This window comes from Bradyrhizobium sp. Leo78 (genome assembly GCF_059512425.1).
Map to the genome: position 1 here is coordinate 524,865 of NZ_JCAMOT010000001.1, position 13,818 is coordinate 538,682.

Here is a 13,818-nt window from a genome sequence, read left to right on the forward strand (position 1 = left end):
GGTTGGGGTGAGGGGCTGCCTCCGCGAAAAAGCTGGAAGTTGTGTTTGCGGAAACAGCCCCTCACCCGGCGCAATGCGCCGACCTCTCCCCGCGAAGAGCGGGGAGAGGTAACTTCAAAGGCCGCTCCGCGGCGCCGTCACATAAAGTACGCGCAGGTCGGCGGCTCGGTGGCGAGGTAGCCGAACAGCAATCCCAGCCCGAACAGCAGCACCAGACCGGCGGCGCCGAACTCGATGCCGCGCATGAAGAGCATGCCGCTGCCGTCGCGGCCGGCGCTGACGCGTTGCGCCAGACCGCGGGCGGAGACGGCGAGGATCGCGATCGTCGCGACCGTGATCGCGGTGCCGAGGCCCATCACGAAGGTCGCGGCGATGCCGGCCCAGAACAGGCCCTGCGCCAGCGAGAATCCCAGCACCAGGATCGCACCCGAGCAGGGCCGGAGACCGACGGTCACGATCGCGCTCAAGCCGCGGCGCCAACCGCCGGGGCCGGCGAGCTCGCTCGGCTCGGGACCGTGCGAATGGCCGCAATGCTCGTCATGGACATGAGCGTGGGCGTGCTGGTGCCCGGCGCCATGCCCGTGCTCGTGCCCATGATCGTGGTGATGATCGTGGTCGTGGTCATGGTGATGATCGCGGTGATGGTGATGACCGTCATCGTGGTGGTGATGCGGGACACCTGCGATGGCCGGCTGCGGCACATTCGCCTGCAGCGCGCGGAAGAAGCCGCCGCCCTTGCTCCAGACCAGCCGCGCACCAAAGGCGGCAATCAGGGCATAGCTGGCGATCTCGATCGCTTTTTCCGCGCCGCACGAGGTTTTCGCGGTGGCGTTGAGCAGCCAGGCGCCGATGACGACGAACACCACGGCCACCACGGCCTGCAGCAGGGCCGAGGCAAACGACAGCGCGATGCCGCGCGAGGCGGTTTCCCGGTTGGCGACGAGATAAGAAGAGATCACCGCCTTGCCGTGGCCGGGGCCTGCAGCATGGAAGATCCCATAGGCGAAGGAGACGCCAAGCAACGTCCAGACTGCATAGCCATCGGTCTTGGCAGCACGGATGGACGCGGAAATCTCGCGGTAGAATTCCCCCTGCTTGGCGAGCAGCCAGCCGATGATACCGCCGACCTGCGGCTCGGCCGCCCGCCGCGGGGCGCCGAAGGGGTTTTGCGCTGACAGCGCATGCATCGCGGCATCGGCCAGCGCAAAGACTGCGAGCGCCACGGCGACAATCGCCAGGCTACGCGCGACGGATGATCCCTGCTTCATGGACACTCCACCACGATCTTGTTGGCGAACATCGCGCCGAAGTTGGAGCTTTCGCCGCTCAGGAAGTTCTGCTCCCCGAGCTGCTGCGCGCTCGCGGTGCCGTCATTCGGCCGCTGGAATTGCAGCTTGCAGTCGGCCGGTGCGCCGACCAGCTTGGCGGGGTCCTTGTCGGCATATTTGAAGTCGATGAAGAAGGCGGGGTCGAACACTTCGAGCGAAAGCTGCCTGGTCTTGAACGGCGTCTTCGCCGGCAGCGTGAAGTGCAGCGTCAATTCCGTGTTGTTGTATTCGAGGAAATAATCGACCGGCTCGGTGAATTTCTGCTTCTTGCCGTCGGCCTTGGCGAAGGTGAAGTAGGCGTATTCCTTCAGCGACTCGACATTGGTCTGGGCGAGCGGCGCCAGCTCCTCGCGGGTGAAGGCGCCCTTGGTCTTGGCCTCTATGCCCTGCAGCGCATAGGTCGAGAACATGTCGTCGAAGGTCCAGGCGTGGCGGACACCGGTGATGGTGCCGTCAGGCGCATAGATCACCTCGCTCCTGGCGGTGATCCAGACATGCGGATGGGCTTGTGCGGCGGCCGCGCCGAGCATCACGGCGCCGGCGGCCAGGAGGCCGAGCCAATTGCGGGACATGCGCCTCACTTCAGGCGGCCTCGGCAGTCTCGAGCAGCCCGCGCCGGCGGAGCAGCGCATCCGGCTCCGGCTCGCGGCCGCGGAAGGCGACATAGGCCTCTTCCGGATCGCGCGAGCCGCCCGACGAATAGATGTCGTCGAGCAGGCGCTTTGCGGTCGCGGGATCGAAGATGTCGCCGGCCTCCTCGAAGGCGCCGAAGGCGTCCGCGTCCATCACCTCCGACCACATGTAGCTGTAATAGCCGGCGGCGTAATGGTCGCCGGAGAAGATGTGGCCGAACTGGGTCGGCCGGTGCCGCAGCGCGATCTCGGCGGGCATGCCGATCTTCTCGAGCTCCTGCTTCTCGAAGGCCCTGACGTCGCGGCTGGCTTCGGCCGGCTGGGTGTGGAATTCGAGGTCGATCAGCGCCGAGGATACGAACTCCACGGTGGCAAAACCCTGGTTGAACTTCCGCGCGGCGAGGAAGCGCTGCAGGAGATCGTCCGGCAGCGGCTCGCCGGTCTCATAGTGCCTTGCGAAGCGCTGCAGCACCTCCGGCCGCTCCTGCCAGTGCTCGTAAAGCTGCGACGGCAGCTCGACGAAATCGGTGAACACGGAGGTGCCCGACAGCGAGGGATAGGTGACGTTGGACAGCATGCCGTGCAGGCCGTGGCCGAATTCGTGGAACAAAGTGCGGGCATCGTCCGGCGACAGCAGCGCGGGCTCGCCGCCCGCGCCCTTGGCGAAATTGCAGACATTGATGACGAGCGGGGCAACCGCGCCGTCGAGCTGCTGCTGATCGCGCAGCGAGGTCATCCAGGCACCGGAGCGCTTCGAGGGGCGGGCGTAATAGTCGCCGTAGAACAGCGCCTTGTGCTTGCCGTCGCGATCCCTGACTTCCCAGACCCGGACGTCGGGGTGCCAGGCCGGGATATCCTTGCGCTCCTCGAAGGTGACGCCGAACAGGCGGGTGGCGCAGTCGAAGGCGGCCTCGATCATGTGGTCGAGCACAAGATAGGGCTTGATCGCGGCGTCATCGAAATTGGCGCTGATCTGCCGGAGCTTCTCGGCGTAGTAACGCCAATCCCAGGCTGCCAGCGCAAAATTGCCGCCCTCCTCCGCGATCAGCGCCTGCATCGCGTCGCGGTCGGCGAGCGCCCGCGCCCTCGCCGGCTTCCAGACCCGCTCCAAGAGGCCGCGCACGGCGTCCGGCGTTTTCGCCATGGAATCCTCGAGCCGGTAGGAGGCGTAGTTCGAGAAGCCCATGATCTTGGCGGCTTCCTCGCGCAGCGCCAGGATCTCGACGATGGTCGCGTTGTTGTCGTGGGCGTTGCCATTGTCGCCACGCGCGGTGAAGGCCTTGAAGACCTTTTCGCGCAGGTCGCGGCGATCGGAGGTTTTCAGGAACGGCTCGACCGAGGAGCGCGACAGCGTCACGATCGCCTTGCCGGCCATCCCGCGCTCTTCCGCCGCGGCCTTGGCGGCGGCGACAAAGCTGTCCGACAGCCCGGCGCGGTCGTCCTCGGCGAGCTCCATGAACCAGTCCTGTTCGTCGCCGAGCAGATGGTGGCTGAAGCTGGTGCCGAGATGGGCGAGCCGCTCGTTGATCTCGGCCATCCGCGCCTTGGCGGCGTCGTCGAGGCCGGCGCCGGCGCGGCGGAAGCGCGTATAGGTGCGCTCCAGCAGCCTGAGCTGTTCGCCGCTCAGGCCGAGCGAGGCGCGGTTCTGGTGCAAGAGCGCGATGCGGCCGAACAGCACGGCGTTCATCATGATCGGGTTCCAGTGCCGCGCCATCCGCAAGGAGACTTCCTTGTCGATCTCCAGGATCGCCGGATTGGAGTGCGCCGACACCAGGTCATAGAACACCGCCGAGACCTTGGAGAGCAGCTTGCCGGAACGCTCCAGCGCGGTGATGGTGTTGTCGAAGTCCGGTGCCGCCGGATCATGGACGATCGCGCCGATCTCGGCGGAGTGATCGGCAAAGGCCTGCTCGAAGGCGGGCAGGAAATGCTCGGGCTTGATCTCGTCGAAGGGCGGCGTCTCGAACGGCGTCTGCCAGCCCTGCAGCAGCGGGTTGGCCAAACCTTGCGAACTTGCCGACATGCGAAATCCTATTTTTGTCCAAGATATTGCGGCAAACTATACCACACCGTGCGGCAATTTTGGGCCTTTTGCGCTTGATCGCAGGGCCCATTTCGGGGACATTGCGCCCCTCAAAAAGGACCTTCTTCCATGAGCCAACAGCCCTCCTCCACCGGCAACCGCCAGATCGTCTGGCCGAGCGTGATCACCGTGATCAGCGCGGCGATCCTGATCGGCGCGGAAGTGTTCGGCGGTGCCTTCGCCGGCGGCTGGGCACTCGCGATCCTGTTCGGGCTCGAAGACACCGCCGCGCACATCCTGCAAGCGGTGCTGTTCGCGCTCGGCGTCCTCGTGATGATCGCATTCATCCGCGCGGCGCAGCGCATCGAGCCGTTCACGCGGCGCGCGTGAGGCGCGACTGCGAAAACACTGTGGCAGAAGGCTCCAAACGCGCAGCCGACTGCTAGCTTCTCTTAACGTCCATTTATATTCGACGTGGTGCGCACGTGCAGCGACAAACAATCGCAAGCTCGCGTTAGGGAAATCTGCGCGCAGCCCAAAAAAATTCTTGCGCAGCTAAGTCAAAACACTTATTTCCAGCCTTGCCCAATTTCGCACGTGCCTGTGGTCGTGTGTCAGTCGGTAGGTATCCGGACAAGAGGCCGGACAGCCGCCAAGGGATGAAGAACCGAGGGTCGCCTCTGAAGCGGCCAGCATCTCTCTCAAGGGATGCCGATGAAGGTCTCTCCATCTCTTGCAACCGTGACTGGCAGCCGGAGGCGAACCGGCGCACCCCGCTCTCAACGGGGGACGCGACTTAAAGCAACGACGGAGCGGGCTTTTTTGGTCTCTACCGGCATTCCAACGCCGGCGCGGGCTACTGAAAAGGCTTGTCCTTCATTGCCAGGTGAGCGGGCGGGAAATCTCCCAACCAATCCACGGCAGCACAGTCTGGTTTGAGTTTTTTGGCTTCGTTGCGCCTCCATCGCGCAATTCGGCCAAGGCACTCTTATCCGACGTCACGTTTTTGAATGCGGCCCCGTCGCTGGGGTCGTTGGGAGAGTGCCATGACCGAGCGCATCCAGGAATTCCTGCGTCACCGCCGCAGCGAGGGCCTCGACACCGAGCCGTGCCTCGTCGTCGACCTCGAAGTCGTGCGCGACAACTACCAGAGCTTCGCGAAGGCGTTGCCGGACAGCCGCGTGTTCTACGCGGTGAAGGCCAACCCGGCGCCGGAAGTGCTGTCGCTGCTCGCCTCGCTCGGCTCCTGCTTCGACACCGCGACAGTCGCCGAGATCGAGATGGCGCTGGCCGCTGGCGCGACGCCGGACCGCATCTCCTATGGCAACACGATCAAGAAGGAGCGCGACATCGCGCGCGCCTTCGCGCTCGGCATTCGCCTGTTCGCGGTCGACTGCGCCGCCGAGGTCGAAAAGGTCGCCCGTGCCGCCCCCGGCGCCAAGGTGTTCTGCCGCATCCTCTATGACTGCGCCGGCGCCGAATGGCCGCTGTCGCGCAAGTTCGGCTGCGACCCGGAGATGGCGGTCGACGTGCTCGACCTCGCCAAGCGCCTCGGCCTGGAGCCTGTCGGCATCTCCTTCCATGTCGGCTCGCAGCAGCGCAAGGTGAAGGCGTGGGATCGGGCGCTGGCGATGGCCTCGACCGTATTCCGTGACTGCGCCGAGCGCGGGATCAACCTGTCCATGGTCAACATGGGCGGCGGCTTCCCGACCAAGTACCTGAAGGACGTGCCGCCGGTGGTGCAGTACGGCCGGTCGATCTTCCGCGCGCTGCGCAAGCATTTCGGCAACCAGATCCCGGAGACGATCATCGAACCGGGCCGCGGCATGGTCGGCAATGCCGGCATCATCGAGACCGAAGTCGTTCTGATCTCCAGGAAGAGCGACGAGGACGAGGTGCGCTGGGTCTATCTCGACATCGGCAAGTTCGGCGGTCTCGCCGAGACGATGGATGAGTCGATCCGCTACGCGATCCGCACGCCGCATGACGGCGCGGATATGACGCCGTGCGTGCTTGCTGGCCCGACCTGCGACTCGGCCGATGTGCTGTACGAGAAGCTGCCGTATCCGCTTCCGGTGACGCTCGAGATCGGCGACAAGCTACTGATCGAGGGCACCGGCGCCTATACGTCGACCTACTCGTCGGTGGCTTTCAACGGCATCCCGCCGCTGAGGACCTACCACATCTGACGTCTCTTACCTCTCGCGCTTGCGGGAGAGGGAGAAGAAAACAGGGAGCCGGCCTGCCGGCTCCCTCCCCGACATTTTCGAATTTTCGAACGACGCTTTCACCGGTGTGCCCCGCCGCTGGAAGCGGGGACTGACGTGCCATGACTGCTTTGCGGAAGACCACCGTTGCCCTCACCCCGAGCGCCGCTCCGTTCGCGATCCGTGCGGAACGTTCCTCGGACGTCGAGGCGCGTGAAATGCTGCTGGATGCCTGCTTTGGCGAGAACCGCCATCAGCGCACCTGCCAGCGCCTGCGCGACGGACGCGCGCCCGCCGAAGGCCTTGCGCTGTCGGCGGTCGCAAGCGGCCGGCTGGTCGCTACCGTTCGGTTGTGGCACGTCAGCGCCGGGGGCAACCCCGCGCTGATGCTGGGGCCGCTGGCGGTGGATTCCACCTGCCGCGGCCTCGGTGTCGGCGCCGCGCTGATGGACCGCGCGATTTCGATCGCGCGGACGCGCGGCCATGGCGCGGTGATCCTGCTCGGCGATGCGCCCTATTACGCCCGCTTCGGCTTCTCGCCGGAGAGGATGAGCGAACTCGTGCTGCCTGGCCCGTTCGAGCGCGACCGGCTGCTCGGCCTCGAACTTGCCGAGGGCGCGCTCGACGGCGCCAGCGGCATGGTCACCGCGACCGGCGCATTGCTGCTCAAACGCAAGGCACGCGCATTGCGCGCCGTGCCGCAGGCCGCGTGACGGTTGCGATCATGGCCGAAAACCTTCCCGCAACCAGCGACGTCGCGCGTCCAGTTCTGCGCAGCATCATCACCACCATCGTCCTGATCCTGATCTCGGTCATGATCGTCAGGGACATCTTCGTGCGCCGCTGGAGCTCGCCGTCCGCTCCGGCAGCAGATACGACCCAGCACTCCCGCTGATCGCAAAACCGGAACCAAAGGTTGCGCGGGCGGGAAAATCCCGTAAACCCGCGCAAGTACCCGTATGTCCCGGAACGCTGAGAATAGGAGGTACTGAATGTCCCGACGCCTGATTTCGACCGGCTCGCCTTTCGAGAAGACCGCCGGCTACAGCCGCGCCGTGATCGACGGCGATTTCGCCTTCGTCGCCGGAACCACCGGCTATGACTACACGACGATGACAATGCCTGAAGATGTCACGAGCCAGTCACGGAACTGTTTCAAGACCATCGAGGCCGCCCTGAAGGAAGGCGGCTTCGCGCTGGCCGACATCGTCCGCGCGACCTACTACCTGACGGATGCCAAGGACGCGGACGCCCACTTCGCGGTCTGCGGCGAGTTTCTCGGCGACATCCGCCCGGCCGCCACACTCTTGATCGTCGCGGGACTTTTGAAACCCGAGATGAAGGTCGAGATCGAAGTCACCGCGAAACGACGTACCGCCTGAACCACCAAACCTGTCCACCCGCTCGAGCCAATCTCCTGGAGATATTAGATGAGCCCCTCCTCGCAGATCCACGCCAAGATTTCCGGCCCCATTGTCATGATCGGCTTCGGCTCGATCGGCAAAGGCACGCTGCCTCTGATCGAGCGGCATTTCGACTATGACAAGTCGCGCTTCGTCATCATCGATCCGCATGAGGACGGCGAGCTCGCCAAGAAGCACGGCGTGCGCTTCATCAAGGATGGCGTCACCCGCGACAATTACCGCGAACTGCTGGTGCCACTGCTCACCGCCGGCGGCGGCCAGGGCTTCTGCGTCAATCTCTCGGTCGACACCTCCTCGGTCGACATCATGACGCTGTGCCGCGAGATCGGCGCGCTCTATGTCGACACCGTCATCGAGCCGTGGGCCGGCTTCTATTTCGACAAGAACATCGGCACCGAAGGGCGCTCGAACTACGCACTGCGCGAGACGCTGCTGGCCGCCAAGCGCAAGAACCCGGGCGGCACCACAGCGGTCTCGACCTGCGGCGCCAATCCCGGCATGGTATCCTGGTTCGTCAAGCAGGCGCTGCTCGACATCGCCCGCGACACCGGCGTCGAATTCAACGAGCCGAAGAGCCGCGAGGGCTGGGGCCAGCTCGCCCATAAGCTCGGCGTCAAGGGCATCCATATCGCTGAGCGCGATACCCAGCGCTCGAAGAAGCCGAAGCCGATGAACGTCTTCGTCAACACCTGGTCGGTCGAGGGCTTCGTCTCCGAGGGCCTGCAGCCGGCCGAGCTCGGCTGGGGCACCCATGAGAAGTGGATGCCGGAGAACGGCCGCACGCACGCGCATGGCTGCCAGGCCGCGATCTATCTGCTGCAGCCGGGCGCCAACACCCGCGTGCGCTCCTGGTGCCCGACTCCAGGCGCGCAATACGGCTTCCTCGTCACCCATAACGAGTCGATCTCGATCGCGGATTACTTCACCGTGCGCGACGGCGAGAAGGTGATCTATCGCCCGACCTGCCACTACGCCTACCACCCGGCCAACGACGCCGTGCTGTCGCTGCACGAGATGTTCGGCGCTGCGGGGCGGATGCAGCCGAAATGGCACATCCTCGACGAGAACGAGATCGAGGACGGCATCGACGAGCTCGGCGTGCTGCTCTATGGCCACGCCAAGAACGCCTATTGGTACGGCTCGCAGCTCTCGATCGAGGAGACCCGCCGGATCGCGCCCTACCAGAATGCGACCGGCATGCAGGTGTCCTCGGCAGTGCTCGCCGGCATGGTCTGGGCGTTGGAAAATCCGGAAGCCGGCATCGTCGAAGCCGACGAGCTGGATTTTCACCGCTGCCTGGAAATCCAGCGGCCGTATCTCGGCCCGGTGAAGGGTTTCTACACCGACTGGACCCCGCTGAACGACAGGCCGGGCCTGTTTGCCGAAGACATCGACACATCCGATCCCTGGCAGTTCCGGAACGTGCTGGTGCGCTGACGCGCGCGCTCCTCTCGTCATTCCGGGCGCGCGTAAGCGCGAGCCCGGAATGACGGAGGCTGCTTTTGCGAGGCCGGAATTTATTTGCGGCCTTCAACGACCTCGCCATCCTCCTTCACGAAACGTCCGACCGGATTGTCCAAGAGGTCGATGACCGCCTCGGACGGCCGGCAAAGCCGCACGCCCTTCGGCGTGACCACGATGGGACGGTTGATCAGGATTGGATGCGCCAGCATGAAATCCAGCAATTCGTCGTCCGACCATTTGGGATCATCGAGGCCACGTTCCTGTAGGGCGTGCCCTTCTCACGCAGCAGGGCGCGCGCCGGGATACCCACCGCAGCGATCAGCTCCTTGAGCTTCTCGCGCGACGGCGGCGTCTTGAGATATTCGACGATCGTGGGCTCGACGCCGCTCTGCCGGATCATGGCAAGCGTGTTGCGGGACGTGCCGCAATCCGGGTTGTGATAAATGGTGACGCTCATCTGGTTGTCTCCGCAATTGGGACCGGGCCGCGCGCCTGTGGTCGTCCGAGCAGCCAAGTCATCAACAGCACGCCGGCGAACGCTCCGCACAGTTCCGCAAGTATGAAGCCAGGCAAATCGATCGGGCGAATGCCTGCAAATGTGCTCGTCAGCGAGCGCGCGATTGCCACGGCCGGATTGGCGAACGATGTCGAGGCGGTAAACCAGTACGCGGCCGTAATGTACAGGCCCACCAGCCAGGGAACGGCGGCGCGCTGAAAACGGATGCCAGCCAGAATCGTTGTGATCAGGCCAAAAGTTGCCACGGCCTCCGCGAACCATTGCGGTCCACCTGTCCGCGTTTTGGTGGAGAAATCAATCAACGGTAGGGCGAACATCAAATGCGCGGCCATCGTTCCGGCGATACCGCCTGCGATCTGCGCCATCACATACAGTGCAGCCTCGTTCGCCGGCAGTTCGCGTTTGCCGGTGAAGACAAGTGTTACGGCCGGGTTGAAGTGCGCTCCGGAGATAGGTCCGAGCACGCTGATCAGCACAACCAGGATTGCGCCGGTCGGCAACGTATTGCAGAGAAGCGCGAGAGCGTCGTCCTTGGTCAGCGCCTCGGCCATGATCCCGGACCCGACCACGGCGGCGACGAGAATTCCGGTACCCAACGCCTCGGCCACAAGGCGCCGTGAAAGGTCGAAGGCCTCCATCAGCCGGCCCTTGGCGTCGGATGCGTCGCGCCCAAGCGCACCGAGTTGCCGGTGCAGAGGAGCAGAACCTTGTAGAGATGGTCAGCCACGGGTTCGCTCCTTTCGTTTTGGTGAACAGCACGATTGCAGGCTATTCACGACCGGCGCGCAGACCTCCGGTCGTCCGTCGCAGCAATCCCGAAGCAGGAACAGAGCGACATCGCGAAACTCACCCAGGTTGGCGCGGTAGACGATCGAGCGACTATGCCGTTCGGAAGTCACGAGGCGCGCTCTGGTCAAAATCGACAGATGCGCCGACAGCGTGTTCGGCGGCACTTCCAGCATGCGGGCAAGATCGCCAGCCGCAAGGCCGTCAGGCTCGTGCCTGACCAATGTCCGGAAGGCCTCCAGGCGGGTCGATTGCGAGAGGGCCGCGAGCGCCAAGACCGCTTCTTCGGTTTCCATATATCCAGATTTATGGAAATGTATGGCCAAGTCAACCCAATTCAGCATACCGGGATCGGCGGATTTATTTCGAATATTCTAGAAATATAGTTTGACAAGGAGACGGGTCGCGCTCATCTTGGGTCACCATGAAGCTCGACGAAGCAGCAGCCCGCCTCGAAGCGCTGGGCAACCCGACCAGGTTGAAAATCTATCGCGCGCTGGTCCGTGCAGGGCGCGCAGGCATGCCGGTCGGGCGCCTGCAGGAGCGGCTCAAGATTCCGGCGTCGACACTGTCGCACCACATCAAGGCGCTGGTCTCCGTCGGTCTGATCTCGCAGGTACGCGAGGGCACGACACTGGCTTGCCACGCCGAATACGACACGATGCAGGGCTTGGTGGATTTCCTCGTTGCTGAATGCTGCATCGACGAGACCCAATGCAAAGACGCTCAGACGGCGGCCTGATTTTTTTGTCCGATTATTCGGTAATTCTAGAAGGTTGGGAGAAGCAAAATGAGCGCAGCAAAGACCGTCGCGATCGTAGGAGCCGGACCCGTCGGCCTGGCGGCAGCCGCGCACGTGTTGGAGCGCGGCATGACGCCCGTCGTGCTCGAGTCCGGGCCAGAAGCGGGACATGCGGTCCGTCAATGGCAACACGTCCAGCTCTTTTCACCGTGGGAATACAACGTCGACCGGGCGGCCGCGCGGCTGCTCGCGCCAACTGGCTGGAATTCGCCGGACCCGCAGGTGTATCCGACCGGGGGCGAGCTCTTGGCACAGTACCTTGTCCCACTCGCGACGCGCACGCGCTTGAAGGACGTGATCCGCACGTCGAGCCGCGTCACCGCCGTTTCCCGCGTCGGCTTCGACAAGGCGAGGACAAGAGGCCGGGAGGCGGCTCCGTTCGAGATACGCTACCAGAACGGCAAAGGGCGCGAGACCCTGCGCGCTGAGGCCGTCATCGACGCCTCCGGAACGTGGGCCTCGCCGAATCCCGCCGGCGCCAATGGCCTGCCGGCGATCGGCGAACGCGAAGCACAAGCGAGGATCGCCTACGGCATGCCGGATGTCCTCGGGAGAGACCGTGAGCGCTACGCGGGCAAGATTGTCGCCGTGCTGGGCGCCGGACACTCGGCGATCGGTACCCTGACCGACCTGGCGACGCTTGCCCGTCAGGTGCCGGGCACCCGCCCGATCTGGCTGCTCCGGGGCAATGATCCGGCCAAGGCATTCGGGGGCGGCGCGAACGACAAGCTCGCTGCGCGCGGCGAACTCGGCACACACTTCGCATGGCTGGTCGCATCAGGTGAGGTACAGGTTGAGGCCGAATTTTCCGTCTCGGCGATCTCGCCGAGCGACGGCCGGCTTCGGATCGCGACGTCGTCAGCCTGCTGCGGACGCAGCGTCGTCGCCGACGAGCTGGTCATCGCAACCGGCTTCCGTCCGGACCTCTCCTTCCTCAGCGAGATTCGGCTTCGGCTCGATCCCGCGATCGAGGCGCCCGTCGCGCTCGCACCGCTGATCGATCCCAACGAGCACTCCTGCGGCACCGTGCGCCCGCATGGCGCGCGCGAACTGCAGCAGGACGATCCGGGCTTCTACCTCGCCGGCATGAAATCCTACGGCCGGGCGCCAACCTTCCTCATGATCACCGGCTACGAACAGGTGCGCTCGATCGCGGCCGATATCGCCGGCGACAAGGAAGCTGCCGAGCGCGTCGAACTCGAGCTCCCCGAAACCGGCGTCTGCACACGCGGCGGCGTGGAGGGCGGTATCGTCGCATCCGGCTGCTGCGGAGGGCCGGCACCCGCCGCCATCGACGCCTGCTGCTCCGACGATGCGATCGCGAAGGTCGCCGGCAAGCCCGGCTGCGGCTGCTAGGGCCGCCGGCGTGAACGGACAACGCTTGCGGGTGGTTGCCGCGCTGGGGACCGCCCAGACGCTTGCCTGGGGATCGAGCTACTATCTGCCGGCGATCCTGGCAGACCCCATTGCCCACGATCTCGGAATTTCGACCAACTGGTTCTTCGCCGCCTTCTCGGCCTCGCTTGTGATCTCCGGATTATTGGGTCCACGCGTCGGCCGCCAGATCGACCGCGTCGGAGGGAGGCAGGTCCTCTGTATCTCGAACGTGGTTTTTGCAGGCGGGCTCGCATTGCTCGGCGCATCGGCCTCGGTGTGGATGATGTCGGTGGCCTGGCTCCTGGTGGGCATTGGCATGGGCCTCGGACTCTACGACGCGGCGTTCGGCGCGCTGGGGCGTATCTACGGCAGCGACGCGCGCGCCTCGATCACCGGCATCACGCTGATTGCCGGCTTTGCCAGCACGGTCGGCTGGCCGCTGAGTTCATTCGGGCTCGAGACGATCGGTTGGCGGGAAACCTGCTACGCCTGGGCGATCGCGCACATAGTGATCGGTCTCCCCCTCAATCTCGCGCTGCCCAGCACGGCAAAGCCGGTCCGCTCAGAAGGACCCGTGGCGAAGCCGCATATTACGATCGACCGCACCATGGTTCTGCTCTCATTCGCGTTCGCGGCCGCCTGGACGGTGACATCGGCGATGGCGGCGCATCTGCCGCGGATCGTCGAAGCATTCGGCGCGACGCCAGCGCAGGCAGTGTTTGCCGGCATGATGATCGGACCCGCGCAGGTCGCAGCCCGTGTGATGGAAGCGAGCCTTCTTAACCGTTTCCACCCGCTCGTCTCAACACGGCTTGCCTGCATCACTCATCCCATCGGAGCGTGCGTAATCGGTATTTTCGGCGGTGGTGCTGCCGGCGTCTTCGCTCTGCTACATGGGGCCGGCAATGGTATTCTGACCATTGCACGAGGAACGCTCCCATTGGCGATTTTCGGACCGGAGAACTACGCCTATCGACTTGGATTGATCGGCGCACCATCCCGCATTTGCCAAGCATTGGCGCCCCTTGGATTCGGACTGCTCATAGATACCCTGGGCCGATCGATCGTGATCGTATCGGCCGGATTGAGTCTTTCGGCACTGATAGCGCTCTTGTCGCTCTCGCAATCTTCGGCGGTCAAAGCGTGATGATTTTTTGTTCGAATCGGCGTGACCGCAGTCGTGAGCAACCGGCGACATAGGTAACAGTTCAGACCGACGACATAGGTAACACAATTCTCGTTTCGTTCAGGTCTGTTG

Annotated in this window: 14 protein-coding genes and 1 pseudogene; 9 read left to right on the top strand and 6 right to left on the bottom strand. The window is 64.5% G+C overall.

What is annotated here, in order from left to right; all coding sequences use genetic code 11:
- Nucleotides 1-137: 137 nt before the first annotated feature.
- Genes AC5ZG1_RS02375 through AC5ZG1_RS02385 form a run of 3 tightly spaced genes read right to left on the bottom strand, consistent with a single transcriptional unit; the run spans nt 138 to nt 3,983 of the window.
- Nucleotides 138-1,268, bottom strand: a complete 1,131-nt coding sequence (locus tag AC5ZG1_RS02375; protein WP_496131873.1) for a nickel/cobalt transporter — start codon at nt 1,266-1,268, stop codon at nt 138-140.
- Nucleotides 1,265-1,900 carry a DUF1007 family protein gene (locus AC5ZG1_RS02380; protein ID WP_130229438.1) on the bottom strand — a complete coding sequence of 212 codons (636 nt, stop codon included), beginning with the start codon at nt 1,898-1,900 and terminating at the stop codon, nt 1,265-1,267. The genes AC5ZG1_RS02375 and AC5ZG1_RS02380 overlap by 4 nt, the downstream gene beginning before the upstream one ends.
- Nucleotides 1,901-1,910: 10 nt before the next feature.
- Nucleotides 1,911-3,983 (bottom strand): M3 family metallopeptidase, encoded by a 2,073-nt coding sequence (locus AC5ZG1_RS02385; protein WP_496131874.1) that lies wholly within the window; start codon nt 3,981-3,983, stop codon nt 1,911-1,913.
- 129 nt (nt 3,984-4,112) lie between these two features.
- Between AC5ZG1_RS02385 and AC5ZG1_RS02390 the strand changes: the two genes are divergently transcribed.
- From AC5ZG1_RS02390 to AC5ZG1_RS02415, 6 genes are all read left to right on the top strand, one after another.
- Entirely contained in the window at nt 4,113-4,373 is a 261-nt protein-coding gene (locus AC5ZG1_RS02390) for a hypothetical protein (protein ID WP_456643257.1), read from the top strand.
- Nucleotides 4,374-5,029: 656 nt separating this feature from the next.
- Nucleotides 5,030-6,172: a type III PLP-dependent enzyme gene (locus AC5ZG1_RS02395; RefSeq protein ID WP_028162988.1), complete on the top strand. Its 1,143-nt coding sequence runs from the start codon at nt 5,030-5,032 to the stop codon at nt 6,170-6,172.
- A 140-nt stretch (nt 6,173-6,312) separates the two neighbouring features.
- Nucleotides 6,313-6,903: a GNAT family N-acetyltransferase gene (locus tag AC5ZG1_RS02400; RefSeq protein WP_496131875.1), complete on the top strand. Its 591-nt coding sequence runs from the start codon at nt 6,313-6,315 to the stop codon at nt 6,901-6,903.
- A gap of 11 nt (nt 6,904-6,914) precedes the next feature.
- Nucleotides 6,915-7,085, top strand: coding sequence for a hypothetical protein (locus AC5ZG1_RS02405; protein ID WP_208823941.1), 171 nt, complete (start codon nt 6,915-6,917; stop codon nt 7,083-7,085).
- A gap of 97 nt (nt 7,086-7,182) precedes the next feature.
- Complete coding sequence (locus AC5ZG1_RS02410; RefSeq protein ID WP_456643259.1) at nt 7,183-7,572, top strand: RidA family protein; 390 nt, start codon at nt 7,183-7,185, stop codon at nt 7,570-7,572.
- 48 nt (nt 7,573-7,620) lie between these two features.
- On the top strand, nt 7,621-9,051 hold the full coding sequence (locus AC5ZG1_RS02415; protein WP_130229444.1) for a homospermidine synthase: 1,431 nt from the start codon (nt 7,621-7,623) through the stop codon (nt 9,049-9,051).
- A gap of 80 nt (nt 9,052-9,131) precedes the next feature.
- Here the strand turns inward: AC5ZG1_RS02415 and arsC are convergent.
- From arsC to AC5ZG1_RS02430, 3 genes and pseudogenes are all read right to left on the bottom strand, one after another.
- Nucleotides 9,132-9,535, bottom strand: a pseudogene (gene arsC / locus AC5ZG1_RS02420) (arsenate reductase (glutaredoxin)).
- Nucleotides 9,532-10,233 (bottom strand): aquaporin, encoded by a 702-nt coding sequence (locus AC5ZG1_RS02425; RefSeq protein WP_496131876.1) that lies wholly within the window; start codon nt 10,231-10,233, stop codon nt 9,532-9,534. The pseudogene arsC and the gene AC5ZG1_RS02425 overlap by 4 nt, the downstream one beginning before the upstream one ends.
- 81 nt (nt 10,234-10,314) lie before the next feature.
- Complete coding sequence (locus AC5ZG1_RS02430; protein ID WP_130229447.1) at nt 10,315-10,677, bottom strand: ArsR/SmtB family transcription factor; 363 nt, start codon at nt 10,675-10,677, stop codon at nt 10,315-10,317.
- Nucleotides 10,678-10,805: 128 nt separating this feature from the next.
- On the opposite strand from AC5ZG1_RS02430, the gene AC5ZG1_RS02435 reads away from it, so the two are divergent.
- From AC5ZG1_RS02435 to AC5ZG1_RS02445, 3 genes are read left to right on the top strand one after another with little or no spacing between them, the layout of a single operon-like run.
- Complete coding sequence (locus AC5ZG1_RS02435) at nt 10,806-11,123, top strand: ArsR/SmtB family transcription factor (RefSeq protein ID WP_028162996.1); 318 nt, start codon at nt 10,806-10,808, stop codon at nt 11,121-11,123.
- Nucleotides 11,124-11,171: 48 nt separating this feature from the next.
- Complete coding sequence (locus tag AC5ZG1_RS02440) at nt 11,172-12,539, top strand: NAD(P)-binding domain-containing protein (protein WP_496131877.1); 1,368 nt, start codon at nt 11,172-11,174, stop codon at nt 12,537-12,539.
- A gap of 10 nt (nt 12,540-12,549) precedes the next feature.
- Nucleotides 12,550-13,707 carry an MFS transporter gene (locus AC5ZG1_RS02445; RefSeq protein ID WP_496131878.1) on the top strand — a complete coding sequence of 386 codons (1,158 nt, stop codon included), beginning with the start codon at nt 12,550-12,552 and terminating at the stop codon, nt 13,705-13,707.
- Nucleotides 13,708-13,818: the final 111 nt, after the last annotated feature.